Source organism: Deltaproteobacteria bacterium (genome assembly GCA_016235345.1).
Lineage (GTDB): Bacteria > Desulfobacterota > Desulfobacteria > Desulfobacterales > Desulfatibacillaceae > JACRLG01.
Window position 1 is genome coordinate 267,807 of sequence record JACRLG010000028.1, and the last position, 17,418, is coordinate 285,224.

13 protein-coding genes are annotated in these 17,418 nt (G+C 58.6%); 3 read left to right on the top strand and 10 right to left on the bottom strand.

Translation table 11 applies throughout. From position 1 onward, the window contains the following. Positions 1 to 79: 79 nt before the first annotated feature. The 7 genes from aspS to HZB23_14855 form a co-directional block, all read right to left on the bottom strand. Positions 80 to 1,867: an aspartate--tRNA ligase gene (gene aspS, locus HZB23_14825; GenBank protein ID MBI5845931.1), complete on the bottom strand. Its 1,788-nt coding sequence runs from the start codon at positions 1,865 to 1,867 to the stop codon at positions 80 to 82. Positions 1,868 to 1,924: 57 nt separating this feature from the next. Then, positions 1,925 to 3,181 (bottom strand): histidine--tRNA ligase, encoded by a 1,257-nt coding sequence (locus tag HZB23_14830; GenBank protein ID MBI5845932.1) that lies wholly within the window; start codon positions 3,179 to 3,181, stop codon positions 1,925 to 1,927. Positions 3,182 to 3,311: 130 nt separating this feature from the next. Continuing rightward, positions 3,312 to 3,674, bottom strand: coding sequence for a hypothetical protein (locus HZB23_14835; protein MBI5845933.1), 363 nt, complete (start codon positions 3,672 to 3,674; stop codon positions 3,312 to 3,314). Positions 3,675 to 3,676: 2 nt separating this feature from the next. Continuing rightward, entirely contained in the window at positions 3,677 to 4,093 is a 417-nt protein-coding gene (locus tag HZB23_14840) for a hypothetical protein (GenBank protein ID MBI5845934.1), read from the bottom strand. A gap of 21 nt (positions 4,094 to 4,114) precedes the next feature. Continuing rightward, the gene (locus HZB23_14845; GenBank protein ID MBI5845935.1) at positions 4,115 to 5,464 is read right to left on the bottom strand and encodes an adenylate/guanylate cyclase domain-containing protein; all 1,350 of its coding nucleotides are present in this window, start codon (positions 5,462 to 5,464) and stop codon (positions 4,115 to 4,117) included. Positions 5,465 to 5,614: 150 nt separating this feature from the next. Further along, positions 5,615 to 6,121, bottom strand: a complete 507-nt coding sequence (locus HZB23_14850; protein MBI5845936.1) for a hypothetical protein — start codon at positions 6,119 to 6,121, stop codon at positions 5,615 to 5,617. 58 nt (positions 6,122 to 6,179) lie between these two features. Next, positions 6,180 to 8,033: an Hsp70 family protein gene (locus HZB23_14855; protein MBI5845937.1), complete on the bottom strand. Its 1,854-nt coding sequence runs from the start codon at positions 8,031 to 8,033 to the stop codon at positions 6,180 to 6,182. Between the two features lie 133 nt (positions 8,034 to 8,166). Here HZB23_14855 and HZB23_14860 point away from each other — a divergent pair, with 133 nt between their 5' ends. Further along, a complete protein-coding gene (locus HZB23_14860) occupies positions 8,167 to 10,380 on the top strand; it encodes a transglycosylase domain-containing protein (GenBank protein MBI5845938.1) in 2,214 nt (737 codons plus the stop codon). Positions 10,381 to 10,417: 37 nt separating this feature from the next. Further along, positions 10,418 to 11,410 (top strand): hypothetical protein, encoded by a 993-nt coding sequence (locus HZB23_14865; GenBank protein ID MBI5845939.1) that lies wholly within the window; start codon positions 10,418 to 10,420, stop codon positions 11,408 to 11,410. Between the two features lie 33 nt (positions 11,411 to 11,443). Here HZB23_14865 and HZB23_14870 read toward each other — a convergent pair whose 3' ends face one another. Then, positions 11,444 to 13,210, bottom strand: coding sequence for a PAS domain-containing protein (locus HZB23_14870; GenBank protein MBI5845940.1), 1,767 nt, complete (start codon positions 13,208 to 13,210; stop codon positions 11,444 to 11,446). Further along, a complete protein-coding gene (locus HZB23_14875; protein ID MBI5845941.1) occupies positions 13,207 to 14,763 on the bottom strand; it encodes a hydroxylamine oxidase in 1,557 nt (518 codons plus the stop codon). The genes HZB23_14870 and HZB23_14875 overlap by 4 nt, the downstream gene beginning before the upstream one ends. Before the next feature lie 245 nt (positions 14,764 to 15,008). On the opposite strand from HZB23_14875, the gene HZB23_14880 reads away from it, so the two are divergent. After that, the gene (locus HZB23_14880) at positions 15,009 to 15,767 is read left to right on the top strand and encodes an SDR family oxidoreductase (protein MBI5845942.1); all 759 of its coding nucleotides are present in this window, start codon (positions 15,009 to 15,011) and stop codon (positions 15,765 to 15,767) included. A gap of 360 nt (positions 15,768 to 16,127) precedes the next feature. Here HZB23_14880 and HZB23_14885 read toward each other — a convergent pair whose 3' ends face one another. Further along, complete coding sequence (locus HZB23_14885; protein ID MBI5845943.1) at positions 16,128 to 17,405, bottom strand: radical SAM protein; 1,278 nt, start codon at positions 17,403 to 17,405, stop codon at positions 16,128 to 16,130. Between the last annotated feature and the right edge of the window lie 13 nt (positions 17,406 to 17,418).

Consider the following 17,418-nt stretch of genomic DNA (forward strand, 5'->3'; position numbering starts at 1 on the left):
ATAGAAAGCCCCCTGGGAAGCCGGAACCGGCCTTCCAGGGGGCTGTTTTTTAAGGGCCTCCCGATTAAGGGGGGCCTTTTTATTCCTGTTTCTTGATTCTGAGCGACAACTCCGCAAGCTGGACCGCCGAAACCGCCGACGGGGCGCTTGTCATGAGGCAGGCGGCCTTCTGGGTCTTGGGGAAGGCGATAACGTCCCTTATGGACTTTTCCCCGCACAGGATGGCAACGAGGCGGTCCAGGCCGAAGGCGAGACCGCCGTGGGGGGGCGCACCGGAGGCCAGGGCCGCCAGCAGGAACCCGAACTTTTCCTCGGCCTCGTCGTGTCCTATCCCAAGGGCCGCGAAAATCTTTTCCTGCATGGGGCTCTGGTGGATTCTTATGGAGCCGCCGCCGATTTCCGTACCGTTAAGCACCATGTCGTAGGCTCTCGACCGCACCCGCGCCGGGTCGGTTTCAAGAAGCGCAAGGTCCTCTTCCATTGGGGCAGTGAAGGGGTGGTGAAGGGCCACGTACCGCTTTTCGTCCGGGTCGTATTCCATAAGGGGAAACTCGGTCACCCAGGCGAACGCGAAGGTTTCATCCTCGATGAGCGAGAGTTTTTCGGCAAGGTGGTTCCTTAGGGCGCCCAGGGCGTCGTTGGCGATTTTTTTGGAATCCGCCACGAAAAACACCACGTCACCCTGCTCCATGCCTATGCGGGTTGCAAGGGCCGCCTTTTCGTCGTCCGAGAAGAACTTGGCGATGGGGCTCTGCCAATCGCCCTTTTCCTTCACCTTCACCCAGGCAAGGCCCTTGGCACCGTAGATGGCGGCGAACTTGGTGAGATCGTCCAAATCCTTGCGGCTAAGCTCGCCCGCGCCCTTGGCGTTCAGGGCTTTTACCATGCCGCCCCGCAGGGCAACCTCGGCGAAAACCTTGAAGCCGGATTTTTCCACGATGTCGGTTACTTCGCAAAGGGGCAGGCCGAAGCGAAGGTCAGGCTTGTCGCTTCCGTAAAGGTCCATGGCCGTCTCGTATGTAAGCCTTTGAAACGGCAGTGAAACCGTGACTCCAAGCACCGCGTCGAAAAGCCCCGCGATCATTTTTTCGGTTAAGGCCATGATGTCCTCCTCGCCGATGAAGGACATTTCAAGGTCTATCTGGGTGAATTCGGGCTGGCGGTCGGCCCGGAGGTCCTCGTCGCGGAAGCAGCGCACTATCTGGTAATAGCGCTCGTAGCCCGCAACCATAAGAATTTGTTTGAAAAGCTGGGGCGACTGGGGAAGGGCGTAAAAAAGCCCCGGATTCACCCGGCTCGGCACGAGGTAGTCGCGCGCGCCTTCGGGGGTGCTCTTGGTCAGAAAGGGCGTCTCGATTTCCAGAAAGGCGTGTTCATTGAGAAAATTACGCACGTACTGGGAGGTTTTGTGCCGGACGGTAAGGTTGCGAACCATTCTGGGGCGGCGAAGGTCCAGGTAGCGGTTCTGAAGGCGCAGGGGCTCGGAGACCTCCACAGTGTCCTCAATCATGAAGGGCGGAGTGGTTGCGGTGTTGAATATCCAAAGCTCGTTCACCATGACTTCTATGCCGCCGGTGTCGAGATTCGGGTTTTCCATTCCTTCGGGGCGAACAGAGACCGTACCGCGCACGCCAAGAACGTATTCGCTGCGCAAATCGTGAGCCTTTTGGTGGACTTCGGGGTTTCGGTCCGGGTTGAAGACCACCTGGGTGATGCCTTCCCGGTCGCGGAGGTCCACGAAAATCACTCCGCCGTGGTCCCGGCGGCGCAAAACCCAGCCCGTGAGCACCACTTCCCGCCCGGCGTCTGCCACGGTGAGGCTGTTGTTGTGGTGCGTCCTGCGAACGTTTCCTAAAGCATCCACGATCCTGCCCTTTCGTTTTACATGCGTATCAAAATCAGGCGCGCCGCGACATCCGGCGTGTCATGTGTTTGAAAGAATTTGCGCAAGGCGCTCCACGATTCCGTCGAATGGGACAGGCACCTGCTCCTTGGTTTCCATGTCGCGCAAGAGGGCGCTTTGGTTTTTAAGCTCGTCTTCCCCAAGCATCAGCACGAAATCCGCGTTAAGCCTGTCGGCCCGCTTCATCTGGCTTTTGAGGCCCTTTCCGGCGTAGTCGATCTCGGCGGCAATCCCACGACGGTTCAAGGCGCACTGCCAGGAAAAGCCGAGCTTTTTGGCCTCATCCCCAAGGCAGGCTATGAATAGAAGCCTGTCCTTGGGCAGAACCGTTTTTTCCGACAGAAGCTCAACCAGCCGGTCCATGCCCACGGCAAAGCCCACCGCAGGCGTCGCCGGGCCGCCAAGGGCCTCCACGAGCCCGTCGTAGCGCCCGCCGCCCGCAACGGCGTTCTGAGCGCCCAAAGACGTCGTCTGAACCTCGAAGGTGGTGCGGGTGTAATAGTCCAGGCCCCGCACGAGCCTTGGGTTTTCCACGTACTTTATTCCAAGCTCCGAAAGAGAGCCGGTGACCGCCGCGAAATGGTCGCGGCAGCTTTGGCACAGGTGTTCGCGTATGGAGGGCGCGCCTTCCACGGCGTCCCGGCATCCCGGAACCTTGCAGTCCAGCACCCGCAAGGGGTTGGCCTCGTGGCGGCGAAGGCAGTTTTCGCAAAGGTCAGCCTTTTTCTGAGCCACGAAATCCTTCAAGACCTGCTTGAATCCGGGGCGGCAGTCGGGGCAGCCAAGGGAATTTATGTGAACGGAGACATCCGGGGTGTCGAGCTTTTCCAGGAGTGTGACCAGGGCCAGAATCACCAGAACGTCGGCCTCGTAACCGGCGGCCCCGAAAAACTCGGCGTTAAGCTGGTAGAACTGGCGGAAGCGGCCCTTTTGCGGCCTCTCGCGCCTGAACATGGGGCCGGTGGTATAGAGCTTGCGCGCGGGGTCGGCGGAGGTCAGGCCGTGCTGGATAAGCGCCCGCACCACTCCGGCTGTTGCTTCGGGCCTGAGGGTTAAGAGGTCCCCGCCACGGTCCTCGAAGGTGTACATCTCCTTTTCCACGATGTCGGTGTCAGCCCCAATGGAGCGGGCGAAAAGCTCGGTGCGCTCCATTATGGGAAGCCGAATCTCGGAAAAGCCGAAACTTCCGAAGACCTCCTGCGCGGTGGCCTCCACCCTGCGCCAGAGGCTTGAGTCCGGCGGAAGAACGTCCCTGAATCCCTTTATGAGATGAATCATTTTCCCCTCTTTCCACATGCAAAATGCAAACATATATTATTTGCAGACGGGAAGGGAAAAATCAAGATGAAAAGTCGGCGGGTGGCGGGCGGCAAAAAGAAATTTGAAAATGATCCTGTTTTTTTGGCAACTATTCTCTTAGATTTTTGATAACATACTCAATATTAAACTCTTTTGCTATCTGGCTAAGCCGTCTCATCGCCTCCAAATCATCAATTCTACCAGCTTTTATGAACTGCTCTCTGCTATTGTTGGCTAAATATAGCTGATCAATTACTTTGGTTTGTACTTTTTCATGAAGCTGTATCGCTGTTTTAAATTCATCAAGAACTTTCTGCTGAATCTCATCGGCTTCATGCCCATCAAGCGCTTCATAATAATAAAAATTATTATACCTTTCAACAAATATCTGAAGCTGCATTTCTTGCATTATAACTTTAGAAACTAATAAAGTTGCATCAAGTAAAGATTTTATTGTTTCTGTTCTATACATTATTATCGAGCTTTCCTGTACATTCTCTTAAACTTCCCACTTTTATCATTTGGCGCGATATGAAGAAAAAGCGTATGTTGCAATTCAACCTCCAGATGAAGTGCAGCATATTTTGCATACCAAATCACTTCTGCCAATGGTTCGCCATCATGCCATGTTGTCATTACAAAAGAAGCTTCCGGTATTTCATCGAAGTTGGAATCCTCACTTCTTGCCCAATCAACGAAATCATGCCATGATCCGCATTCACGGCCCCAAGCCATCACATATAAACAGCCGGACCATACCAGCCATTTGCTCACTATCTTTTTACAATCAACTGAAGTAAAAATTTCAGAAATTACGACGGCTTTAAATGGGCTAAGATAGCTGAGGTCCGGCAAATCCTTTTCATCGGTTATCCGCAGGTATTTGATCATGCTGTTCTCCACCGTTTTTCCTCACCCCAGGGCGAAAAGCTCCACGGACCCTGTCCGTCCGGGCACGGGGACCGGGCCCAAGGGCCTCGCGTTTGCGGGGGGCGATGAAAGGCGCGAAAGCACCTCGCGGCTTATGAGCACAGCGGTTCCCAGGGCCTTGTTGAGGGACTCCACGCGGGCGGCCACGTTCACGGTGTCGCCTATGACGGTGTATTCCCCCCGGCTTTCCGAGCCCAGCACGCCGCACACGGCGGCCCCGGCGTGGATGCCGATGCCGATGCGGGTTTCCGGCAGGCCCTGTTCCCGGACGGTGCGCTCCACGGCGCCCTGCATCTCAAGGGCTGCGGCCACCGCGTTTTCGCAATAATCGGGGCTGTTGAGCGGAGCCCCGAAAACCGCCATGAAACCGTCTCCCAGAAACTTGTTGATTATGCCCTTGTGCCTTTCCACGATTTCAATGAGGGGCAGGAAAAGCCCGTTCAGGTAGTCCATGAGGTCATCGGGCGACATCTTCTCGCTTAGAAGGCTGAATCCCCGGATGTCCAGGAAGAGCACAGCCACCTCGCGCTGTTCCGGGGCGGCCTTGCCCTTTTCCAGGAGCTTTTCCGCCACTGCGTACGACACGTGCCGACCGAAAACGCCGGTTATGCGGTCCTGCTCCAGGACCGAGGCCAGGGCGGCCTCCATGCGGCGGCGTATCTGCCTGGAAACAAAGGCCATTGCCGCGCCGAAAAGAAGGAGCATGAGGGCCCGGTCGATGTGCAGGCCCATGAGGTAGAAAAAGCTCTGGCCGATTTTTTCCGGATTCTCGTTGAAAAGGCGCATGGAGAGTATGAGGTATTCCAGGCAGGCCACCGCCCCCATGAAAAGGCAGAGCCTGGGGCGCAAGCGAAGGGCGGCCATGCCGATGAAGAGGAAATACATCATCACGAGCGGGCTGTGCAGGGTGTCGATGCCGATGATCCTTGAGGCAAGGAACATTCCGAAGGTGGGGATGCTGGCCTCGGCCAGGGCGTTGCCGTAAAGGCCGGGGGTGGGAAAGGGCCTCCCGTGCTCCTTAAACCAGGAAAAGACCCGGCTCACGCCCCATTCGTAGGCGGCCACCGTTGCCAGGAACACGGCCACGAAGGGGTGCACGTCCTCGCCGAAGGGAAGCGGGACGGCCTTTGCGAGGTTCAAAAGCGGGACGTGGCGGGTGACCAGGACGTGCAGGGCGCTCACCGCGAAAAGGGCCGAGAGCAAAAGCGCCCGCGTTCTTTCGGCGGCCAGGACCTCGGTTTCAAAGCCCCGCCGGAAAGCCTCGCTCCGCAGGCCCCACGACCGCGCAAACTCCAGGCCCGCCCGAATGCTTTCCGGCAATGGTTTTTTCACCAGGCCCCTTTTCGGAAAAGCCGGAGTGAGATGTAATTGCACAACCCCGCTTAGGTTGGGTGGTTTAAGCCCAAGGGCAGGTTCGCCCAACAATTACCCAATGAAGCCAAGATGTTGGGTGAACCTGTGCTTCGCACAGAACCACCCAACCTACAAGCTCTGATTTTCGGGATAGTACGTAACATCTATATAGTTTAGCCTTATAATGACAAACTTGTAAAAATGTTCATATCGCCAACTGAATTGAGTTTCGATTTCACCATTATTATATTGATGACAAATTTCAACTTCATCTTTCCAGCTCTCAGGCGATGGTTTGCCAAGTATGGATTCAATATATTCCGGCGTTGTTTTCCTGGTGATAGCGGTTACAGTGTTATTGACTACAATAATCCCATTAAATGGCTTTGCAAAATCTGTTTTATTAAAGAATACTGAAAAACTGGTAAGTTTATTCTTTTCAACGCCTATTGAAATACCATATTTACGTAGGCATATCGATTTATCATGTTGTTCTATATTATACTTAAGACCTAAAAATGACAGATTATAAATATAAGTAAATAATTTTATGCCATTAACGCTGAAGTCGTCAAAATTTATTATAACATGGCATGTGTCATCGATTACGCTGATCGCTTCAGGTAGCTTCTTCATATAGCTATTCTTTGCATTGATATATAATTGAACAATTATACCGTTTTTGCGCAGGCGACTAGCTCACCATCATTGAGTCCCGGCGCGCCTTGGCTGTGGCCAGGTCCTCGCCGCTTATGACGGAGGTGGTCTTTATGACGAAACCTATCTTGCGGCCCTTGTATTTTTCCGTGGCGGTCATGGAAAGACGCCCCTCCTTGTTGAGGGAAAAGGTGATCCTAAGCACGGTTTTGGCCGGAAGATCGGGGGGCAGCACCACCCAGGCCCGGCCTATTTCCGCCGTCTGCTCCACCGCCACCCACTCGTCGTCCTCCTCGCTTTCAACGAGCCGCAACTGGATGCCCTTCTGGTTCGGGACCGAGGTGGAAAAAATCTTCTCGCCCATTGCCGGAAGAACCCTGTTCTTGGGGATGACGATAAAGACCGTCTCGTGGCCGTCCTTGGCCTTGGTGAGAAAGCCCATGGACTTGCACACCACGTCCTGGATTTCCATCATGGAGTTGCGAACGGCGGCCACGGCGTAGCCGGTGTCCTCGGCCACCTCCTTCACCGACTCCTCTATCACCTGCACGGGCACGTCTATGTCGATGTCCGAAAGTTCCTCGTCCAGGGTCTTCTTGGCGCTCCTGATCTTCTCGCCCCTGTCCGTGGGGTCCCAGGAGGCGTCAAGGGTAAGCTCCAGGTGGCCGTCGAGGTCGTCAAGGGAGGGCATCTTGGACTCGGCCTTTCTGGCAACCTTTTCCAGGTTGTCGGCCAACTCCCCCAAGTCCATCTTTATATCCACCTTTTTGGAGATGCGCTCCACCATGCGGTCGCGGAGAAAGAGCTTCCAGCCGAAGATGGCCGCGCCCCGCGCTATGGCCTCCTCAGGGTGGTAGAGCTTGGGCTCTATGCCGAACTTGTCGGTTATGCCCTTGGCCACCTGCCCCAGGTATGAGCTTCCCCCCACCAGGATTATCTCGTCGAAGCGGGTGTAACCCTTTTTCCGGGCGTCTTTGAGCATTCCGCTTGTGATGTTCAAGGTCCTGTGGATGAGGTCCTTGGTTATGGCGTTGAAGATGTCGCGGGAAAGCTCGATCCCGAAATCCTTTTCAAGGTAGGAGAAGCCGATTTTGGCCTTCTGGCTGTTGACGAAGGATTTCTTGGCCTTTTCCACCTGGTCGTGTATGTCCCAGTGGGTGGCATAATCGTCCAGAATGTTGTATTCCACGGGATCGAGGCCGGTGTCCTTGTAGAATTCCTCGGCCACGAACTCCATCATGCGGTCGTTCCAGTCCTTGCCTCCGAGCCTTGGGTCTCCGCCCGTGCCGATGACCTTGATGGACTTGGGCCTTATGTCGATCATGGTTATGTCGAAGGTGCCGCCACCCAGGTCGTAGACCACGATCTTCTTGGGCTCCTGCATCTCGGCGGCTCCGTAGGCTATGGCCGCCGCAGTGGGCTCGCTGATTATCTGGCGCACGGTGAGCCCCGCGATTTCCCCGGCAAGGCGCACGCTCTCGCGCTCGTTTATGCCGAAATAGGCCGGGCAGGTGATCACCACGTTTTTGATCCTGCATCCCACCTGCTCTTGGGCGTCCTGTACCAGCTTCCTTAGAATGAAGCTTGATATCTCCTCCACGGAAAAGGCGCGACCGCAGTTCTCGAAGCGGAACCCCGGGTCGTTGATGGAGCGCTTGACGTAGCTCACCACGTTTTCCGGGTATTCCTTGGCGGCCTCCACGGCGGCCAGGCCCACCCGGACGTTTATGCCGTCTATCCAAACCACCGAGGGGGTGGTATGATGGCCCTCACGGTTGCGGACGATTTTCGGGATGCCGAAGTCGTTGACGTAGGCGATGGAGGAAAAGGTGGTGCCGAGGTCGATTCCGAAAACCCTGTCGTGGGCGTACTTCCCCATGCTGGATGACATTATGCTCTATCCTTGCTGATCCGGTATCTTCCGGGCAAAATTCCTGGGGCGGGCGGGCCGCCCGGAAATTCTCCCGCCGCCAGTGAATGTTGGATAATATAAAAACCCGGTGAAGGATTCAAGGCAAATACCGATGAAGGTAGCTTCAAAAATTTTCCGGCTGCGGTTTTTCCGGTTTCGAGCCGCATTGATTTTCGCGGCTGGGGCGGTCCTGGCCCTGTCCGCCCTTCTCTGGTTGGCCACCGCGCGCGATTTGAAAGACCCGCCCCGACCCCTTTCGTCCGTTTTCGGCGGGGTGGAAAAGCTAAGGGTGCTGGACAGGTTCGGAATCCCCCTTTCAACCACTTACAGGAACTCCTATAACATCCACGATTACGCGTATCTGCATGAAATTCCGCAGCTTTTGCAGCAGGCCTTCATAATGGCCGAGGACCGCCGCTTTTATTCGCACAAGGGAGCGGACTGGGCGGCCCGGTTCAATGCCGCGTTTCAGAATCTGCTGGCGTTAAAGGTCGTGCGGGGGGCCTCCACCATCACCGAGCAGACCGCCCGGCTCGTGAACCCCAGGCCAAGGGGCCTGTGGAGCCGCTGGCTATACGCCTTCGAGGCGGGGCGCATGGAAAAATCCTCCTCCAAGGCTGAAATCCTGGAGTTTTATTTGAACGAGGTGCCCTTTGCCGGGAACCGCCGGGGAGTGGCCCAGGCGGCCCGTTTCTACTTCAACCGCGACCTTGCGACCCTTTCGGTGAAGGAAAGCCTGGCCCTGGCCGTCATGGCCCGGTCGCCGTCAAGGCTCTCGCCCCACAGGAACCCGGCTGCCGCTGACGCCGCCATAGCGCGCCTCGCTTCCGCCATGAAAAGGGCCGGGCTTCTTACGGAAGATGAGGCTGGGCAGGCGGAATCGGAAGTTCTCTCCCCGGCCTTTCCGGGGCTTTCTGTCTCGGCCTTTCATTTCGCCGAACGGGTGCTTGGGGAAAATCCTCCCACGCGCGGCAAGGCGACGGAAATCCGGACCACCCTGGATTCCGGGCTCCAGGACTTCTGCCAGAAGCTCCTGGACCAAAGCGTGGCAAGGCTTGCTTCGCGGGACGTGGGAAACGCGGCGCTTCTGGTGGCGGACCATGAAACCAGCGAGGTCCTGGCCTACGTGGTCTCCGGCAACGGCGAGGATGAAAACGCGCCCTCCGCCAGGATGGACGCGGTGACGGCTCTCCGGCAGCCGGGCTCGGCTTTAAAGCCCTTTGCCTACGCCCTGGCCCTGGAAAGGGGCTGGACCCCGGAAACCATCATAGTGGACGAGCCCATGAGCGAGAAGGTGGGACGGGGAATCCACCGGTTCAAAAACTACAGCCGCACCCATTACGGGCCGCTGACGCTAAGGGAGGCTCTTGGAAACTCCTTGAACATCCCGGCCATCAAGACCGTTCAGTTCACGGGGGTGGGGGATTTTCTGGCCGCGCTGAAAAGCATAGGCTTTTCGGATCTGTCCGGGGACGCCCTCTACTACGGCGCGGGCCTGGTATTAGGCGACGGCGAAGTCTCCCTGTGGCAGATGGTTTCGGCCTACGCGGCCCTTGGGCGCATGGGCGAGTTCCGGCCCCTTGTAACGGTTTCTGGAAGGGCGCGCGGGGCGGCTCGCAGGGTCTTTTCCCAAAAGGCTGCGGAAGATATCGCGCTCATCCTCTCGGACCCCAACGCGCGGACCCGCGAGTTCGGAAGCGGCGGGGTGCTGGAATTTCCGGTGGAGACGGCGGTCAAGACCGGGACGTCCTCCGACTATCACGATTCCTGGGCAATGGGCTACAACTTCCGCTACACGGCGGGCGTGTGGATGGGAAACCTTTCAAGGAAGCCCATGCAGAGGGTGACCGGAAGCGTGGGGCCTGGGCTTGTGCTGCGGGCGGTTTTCGCGCGCCTTGCCGAAGGCGGCGACACCCGGCCCCTGGCGGCATCCGCGAAAGGCCGGGATTCTTCCGGGGCAGGGGACGGCGGGGAGAACGCCGTAAAGGCCGCCCCCGCAGCAGTTCCCGGCAGGGCGAGGCCCTCCTCCGCCTTTTCGGGAAAGCCTTTCGATCCTGAAGGCATAAGCCTCGACCGGCCCTTTGACGGCCTGAAAATAGCCGAGGATCCGCGAATCCCCGATCAACTGGAATTCTACGATTTCAGGCTTTCAGGGGTGAAGCCCGCCGAGCCTGTTGCGTGGAACATCGACGGCGCGGTTTTCCGCTCCAAGGGAAGCCGCTTTTCCTGGCAGGTTAAAAAGGGCAGGCACGCGGTTTCCGCCTCTGTCCGAAGGCCCACCGGCAAAACCGAAAAGACCCTCACGGTGGATTTCGAGGTGAGGTGAGAGCACAAGCCATTTGCAGTACTCAAAGGGGGGGACCATGAGATTGAATAAGCTGCTTATCCTGGCCGTTGCCTCGATGGTCGCCTGCGCGCCCCTGGCTTTTAACGCCAAAAGGGCCGAGCGGGCAAAAACCCCCGCGCTCGATTTTTCCCTGTACCAATTCGATGCCGGAACCCCCCTGGCTGGCCGGGTCTGCGATCCGCCGGATTTCGTGCTGGATTACCTGAGGAAAATGGACGAGCGGCCCGATTACGCGGCCCATGTTTTTTCGGAAAAAGAGCGAGCCCTGGTCAAAACGAACCTGGACCTTCTTCCGTCCGGTTATAAAACCATATTGAGAGAGCGGCTTTTGGGACTGTATTTCGTGGACGGCTTTCTGGGCAGCGGCTACACGGAATTCGTTTTGGACGGACGGGGCCGGGTCTTTTCCTTTATGGTCCTAAACTCCAAGGTCTTGAAGGAAAATCTTTCCGACTGGCTGACCCTAAAGGAAACGAGCGCCTTTGTACCTGACACGGGCAAGGTGAAAATAACGGTTGACTGCGGCCCTTCCGCTTCGGCCCTTACATGGATTCTGCTGCATGAGGCCACCCACGCGGCGGATTACGCCGAAAACTTCACGCCCTACGTTGAACCCGCCCTGTGGGAACTGGAAGGCAAGCCCGAACGCGCCTCCGGTTTCGCCGATGGAGCCTGGGCTGATTACGCGGCTCCAAAAGATGGCGCGGCCTGGCCTTACACAGGCAAGGTGAGATTTTACGGCATGGGCAAAGGCCCGGGACTTCCTCTTTCCAAGGCGGAGGAAGTTTACGCGGCCCTGGCCCGGACCCCCTTCGCATCCCTCTACGCCACCCAGAACTGGGCCGAGGATTTGGCCGAATACATGGCCTTTTATCATCTCACCCAAACCCTGGGCCTGCCGTACACGATCCGGGTTGTCCAAAACAATTCAACGGTGTTCGAGTTCCGGCCCTTCGCCGATAAGGATGGCCCCTGCCTGAAACGGGACGCACCCAAAAAGCTTCTTTAGAAAATGATCGTTCTGCTAAGGTCCGTCGGCCTGTTATGCCGGAATCCGTATCGTGAACCTGCTCCCAAGGCCCAGGGAGCTTTCGGCCCTGACGCTTCCACCGTGGACCAGGGCTATGTGCTTCACTATGGCAAGCCCCAAGCCGGTGCCCCCGGCGGAGCGGTCCCGGCCTTTGTCCACCCGGTAGAAGCGCTCGAAAATCCGGTCAAGATGCTCTTTGGCCATGCCCGGCCCAAGGTCTTTGACCCTGATTTCCACAAAACCCTCCGAAAGACCGGCTTCAAGGCTTATTTCCGTACCGGGGGCGGCGTATTTCACGGCGTTATCAAGAAGGTTAGCCACTGCCTGCTCCATTAAGACCTCGTCCATCGGGGCCGTTAAGTCATCCGGGCAGTCAATGTTAACGGTCATCCGCCCCGCCCTGGCCTTTTCGGCGCAGGAGTCCGCCGCTGTCAGCAGAACGCGTTGCACCGGGACGGGCTTTTTCTCCGGGCCATCGGCGGCGGTTTTTGCGTGGTCCAGGCGGGATATTGTGAGAAGGTCGGCCACAAGGGCCGTGAGGCGCTCGGCGTGCTTTTCGGCCATTTCAAGGAAGCGCCGGGCCGTGGCCGGGTCGGAGAGGCCCCCGCCGTGGAGAAGGGTCTCCACCGCCCCTTTTATGGCGGCAAGGGGGGTGCGTATCTCGTGGGAGGCGTTGGCGGCGAAGTCCTGGCGCACCCGCTCCAGGGCCTTCAGTTGGGTCACGTCCAGCATCACCACCAGTATTCCTTGGGCCGCGCCGTCGGGGTCCGAAAGCGCCGCACTGCGCAGAAGCAGGGTTTGACCGGTGGCGGCGAGCTGGATGGTTTCCTCCAAAGGGGCTTCACTCTTTAAGGCTCTTGCCAGGAATTCCTCGAAATTCCGGTTCCTTAAAACCGATGAGACGGCAAGGCCGGGGTAATCCCCGGAAGGCCGCCCCAGAATCCGCGCAGCGGCCCGGTTGACCCTCATTATCGCCCCGTTCCGGTCAACGGCTATAACCCCTTCGGCCATGCTTGTTAGGACCGCGTCCAGCTCGTTTCTCTGCCGGGTGACCTCCCTTATTCGGCTTGTGACCTCATCCGCCGTGCGGTTCAAGGTTTCGGCAAGGAGGGCCAGTTCCTTCGAGGACGGAGGATCGAGCCGGAAATTGGTATCGCCCGCGCCCATGCGCTCCGCTCCGTCGCGGATTTTTCGCAGGGGCCGCGTTACCATGACCGCCGCAAGAAGGCTTACCAGGGCGGCGAAAAGGGCGATGAGAAGCCCGGCTGAGGCCATTCTTCCGGCCAGCACCGAGGCTGGCCTGTCCACCGTGGCGACGGAGACGGCAAGGCGCACCACCCCCTTCACCCTTCCGTCCTTCATCACCGGGTGGGCCGCGTAGATGAGATCGGACTTTATGGTGGCGCTGTAGCGGCGGGCCGTGGCGTCCCTTCCGCTTATGGCCGCAGCCACTTCGGGGCGGTTTGCGTGGTTTTCCATGAGCCCGGAGGGGGTGCTGGAATCGCCCGTCACCCGCCCGTCGGGAAGGATGAGGGTCACCCGGCAGAGGGTGAGAGCGGAAATCTCCCGGCAGGCGGCGTCCGCGTTTCCGCCGGTATCCAACAGCGGTGCGAGACGCGCGGTGGCGGCCCCGGTGCGGGCGGCAAGATCGGTTTCCATGCGGGCCTCGTAGGAGCCCTTCACGAGGTGGGCCGCGTAACCCGCCACCGCCGCCGCAGTGAGAAGCACCACGAACAGGTAGGTGGGATAAAGATGCCAGATGAGCGGTTTTCTTTTCATGGTTTCTTTCCCGCAGCCTGCGGTTTTTCACCGGTTTCCCTGATTGAGGCCGCCATGCTGCTCAGGGCCTCGTTGAGTTGAAACCTGCCGTCGGCGAAAACCCCGTAATCGCCGCCCCCGGCCATGGCTGCGGCAAATCGCGTGGAATTGGCGTAAAAGAGCCAGATTCTCGTCCACTTCCGCTCCAAAGGCTCGTCAAAGGGATTGGATTTTTGGGCAAGGCCCCGGCAGATTCCCTTTTCCCAGGCCTGCCGCATGATGCCCGTGGCGGCCAGGGTGGCGGCGTTGGTTTCGGCAACCGTCGCGTCCAGCCGGTCAAAGTGCCCGGCTGTCCAGCCTGTCGCGTGGCAGGCCCCGCAGACCGAGGACATTGATTTCCTGCGGGTCTTGGCCTCTTTTTCGGAAATCAGGAAATTCGTGGCCGGGCGTCCCTCAAAATCGCAGGCCAGAGGCAGGCCGTCGGCGTTTCGAATGATGGTGGTGTCGGGCGAAACCGGGTGCCTGTGGCCGTAGATCACCCCGAAAAGCCGGTATTCCAGCCGGTCGTTCATTCTGTGGCTGCGCTTTGCGATCACCGTTCCGTCCCTGTCCGTAACCAGGCTGACGTGGCAGGACGCGCATGTCGGCGCTGAAAAGTCGCGGCCCACGACCCAGGGCACGGCGTCCATGTTCCAGTTTTTTCCCGTGGCGTCGAAGATGTTTCCGTGCTTGCTTGCGGTATAAACCTTGTACGCCGGAACATCCGGGCCTGTGTGGCACTGGCCGCAGGTCTTGGGGCTTCGGGCGGATTCCGTGGAGAAACGGTGCCTGGGGTGGCAGGCGGCGCAGGAGCCTTCCGAGCCGTCCGGGTTCACCCGCCCCACGCCCTGGTTGGGCCAGCCGGAAAGCCTTGGAAACTCCATTTCCCCAAGATCGGTGTCGCGGGTTTCAAGGCCCGTCACTGTCACCTTGGTTCCGTGGCAGGAAAAGCAGCCGCCGTCCGACGACTGTTTTTCAGGCGCATCGAAATAAAGCCTCCCGTCCTTCGTTCTTGAAGGCCCGGAACCGGCCTTGACCAATTCCGCGTAAACCGGGTTTTCCCCAAGGTTTTTAACGGCTTTCGCCATTATGTTTTCGCCGAACTGGGCCTTTTCCTCAGGGTGGCAGGCCGCACAGTCGGAAGGCGTCACCACTGGGTGTATTTCGTAACCGTTGTGGCTTACCGTGTCCTTGTGCGATGATGGGTTTTGGGTGTGGCATTCGGCGCAGCCCACGGAAAAATCGCCGGTTCCCTCGGGTGCGGACTTGGCCGAGAACCTCCGGCGCATCTCGGTTTCCGCAAGGGCGGTTTTCGGCGTGGTCCGCGCGTGGCGGCTTTTTTCCCAGTCCGCGACAATTCCCGGATGAACCGACTCGTGGCAGCCCAGGCATTCGGCGGTGGCCGGGCTGATCGGAGCCTTTTCCGCTCCCGCCCCCGCGCCTTCCGGAGCGTTTCCGCCATTTGCAAAGGAGTGCGCGAAAACGAAAACAACGATGAGAGACGCAAGCGCCAGAAAGCTCCCGAACCTTTTCATCCTATCCTCCGGCCCCAAATAAAAAAGCGAACGCTCGTTGACATTTGAACCTGGATGTGGTTTCTTAACATTGCGTTTGAAAAGGTAGCTAAAGTGTCTGACCAAAGCCTGGCTAAAAACGATGAAGCGCAAGGAACGCGAGAAGGCAATGAGTAAGCGTACTAAAAGTACGTGACGGAATTGCCTTTGAAGCGTGACACAGCGATTCGCGTTTTTAGACGGGCGCTTACCTAAAGGAGGAAATTATGGTGGATTTTTCATTAAAAGGCAAGGTTGCCCTGGTGACCGGGGCAAGCCGGGGCATAGGTGAATCAATAGCCCTCAACCTTTCCCAGTACGGCGCAAAGGTCATCCTTGTTAGCCGCAAGGAGGACGCTTTAAAGGAAGTGGCGGAAAAGGTGAAGGCTCAAGGCGGCGAGGCCCTGGTTATGGCCTGCCACACCGGAAACCTCGATCAGGTGGAAGTCCTTGTAAAGCGCATCGAAGCCGAGGTGGGCCGCCTGGACATCCTGGTTAACAACGCCGCCACCAACCCCCATTTCGGCGAGATGCTCACCGCCCCTGAATCCGCCTGGGACAAGACCTTCGAGGTCAACGTGAAAGGCCCCTTCTTCCTCATACAGAAAATCGTGCCCCTCATGGAGAAAAACGGCGGCGGGGCAATCGTCAACGTGAGCTCGGTGAACGGCGTGCGCCCGGCCTACTACCAGGGCGTCTACTCCATAACAAAGGCCGCCATCATCTCCATGACAAGGGCCTGGGCCAAGGAGCTGGCTCCGCGCGGCATCCGCGTCAACGCCCTTCTTCCCGGCCTCACCAAGACCAGCTTCGCAAAGGCCCTTTTCGACAACCCTGACGTGTACGGCTTCGCGGTGAAGGAAATCCCCATGGGACGCCACGCCGTGCCGGAGGAAATGGCCGGGGCGGTGCTGTACCTCGTCTCCTCCGCCTCGTCCTACACGACAGGAACCTCCATAACATGCGACGGCGGCATGTTGGCGTAGGCGGCGTGAGGGCGCGACCTGCTGTGTCAGCCATCGTCGGACGGCGCGTTGCGTACTTTTAGTACGCGTCCTTCCCGTCCTTCTCGCCTTCCTTGCATTTCATCGCCCTCACACCGCCTACGCACGCGGAGGATTTGAGGTGGAGAAAGGCCGCGCCTTGCGGCTCATCGTAGGTGGTGCAGTATTTGTTTTTGCAGGTTGGCTTGATATGGGTGGCCCTGGCAACTGGTTGCCGGGGTGCGAAGCACAAGAGGCGCCTTGTTCGCGGCGGATCAGATAAGAGGAAAGCCAAGATTTTCCATAGGTTGGGTGGTTCTGCGCGTAAACGCAGGTTCACCCAACATTTATCGGCGAATGCCTTCACGACGGGATTACCCAGGGGCGGGTTTCGGCCCACTTGCGGACGGTTTTCGGGAGCCAGCCGGAAAGGTTGGGGGCGAGGTAGAAGGCCGGGTGAAGAAGGCCGCCTTCGGGGGGAAGAAAGCCCTCCGCCCTTGCCTGGGATTCCAGGAGGGTCCCGGGATAGACCCGGACGCCGCAGGTGACCTTCAAGGCTTCGGGGGCAAGGGAGTCGGCGAAATCCAGGCTTTCCAGCACGGTTTGCCGGGTCTCGCCGGGGCCGCCCAAAAGAAGGAAGCCCAAGCGGCGCACACCGTGAAGGGCGAAGAGGCGGCTGGCCTCCCTTATGTCGTCCAGGGTGAAGCGCTTGTTGTAGCGCTTGAGCATGGAGGGCGAGCCGGTCTCGAAACCCAGGCTCACTTCCCGGCATCCGGCCCTGGCCATTTTCAAAACCAGGGCCTCCCTGATTCTTCTTGGATAGACTATGGCCCGCCACTCTATGGAAAGGTCCCGGTCGATGATGGCGTCGCACAGGGCGTGGGCGTAGGAGGGCGGAAGATTGAAAGTGTTGTCCACGAAAAAAAACCGGTCGAATCCCGCCTCGACGAATTTTTCGAGGTTTTCCGCCACCAGAAGCGGCGAGCGGCGGCGGAGCCTCCGGCCTTCGATGGAGGCCGTGGAGCAGTAGGAGCAGTCCATGGCGCAGCCCCGCCTTGTCTGTACCGGAACGAAAAGCTCCGGCCCGCGCCAGTCGGCGGGAACGGCGAGATGGACGCCGGGAAGGGGCAGGGGAAAAGCATCCAGGCACTTTTCCGCCGTGATGGAGGAGTCACGGGCTTTTCCGGCCACCAGGACCCCGGGGATTTCCGAAGGGTCCCCTCCGTTTTCAAGGCAGGAGAGAAGTCGCGGCAGGACCGTCTCTCCCTCTCCCGCAACTCCGTAATCCGCGCCGATATACTCAAGGGCCTCTTTCGCGAACATGGTGAAGCCCGCCCCGCCCGCCACGACGGGAGCCCGCGTAAGGGCCTTCAACTCCCTCACCACGTCCCGCGCCTGATCCATGAGAAAGACCGGGGCCGTAGGGTTCTGGTCGTCCACGTTGCGCACCGAAACCCCTGTCGCATCCGGCGAAAAAGAGGCGGCGGCGGATTTCAGGCCGTCCGAAAAGCCCGGCCCGGCGTTCACGCAAAGGCACTCGTGCCCGGCCTTTTCCAGGGCCGCAGCCAGGCAGGCCGTGCCCAGGGGCAGTACGGGCATGTTTATCTTTTCCGTCAGAACGTAAACCAAGAGAATCCGCATGTCGCCCTTCTCC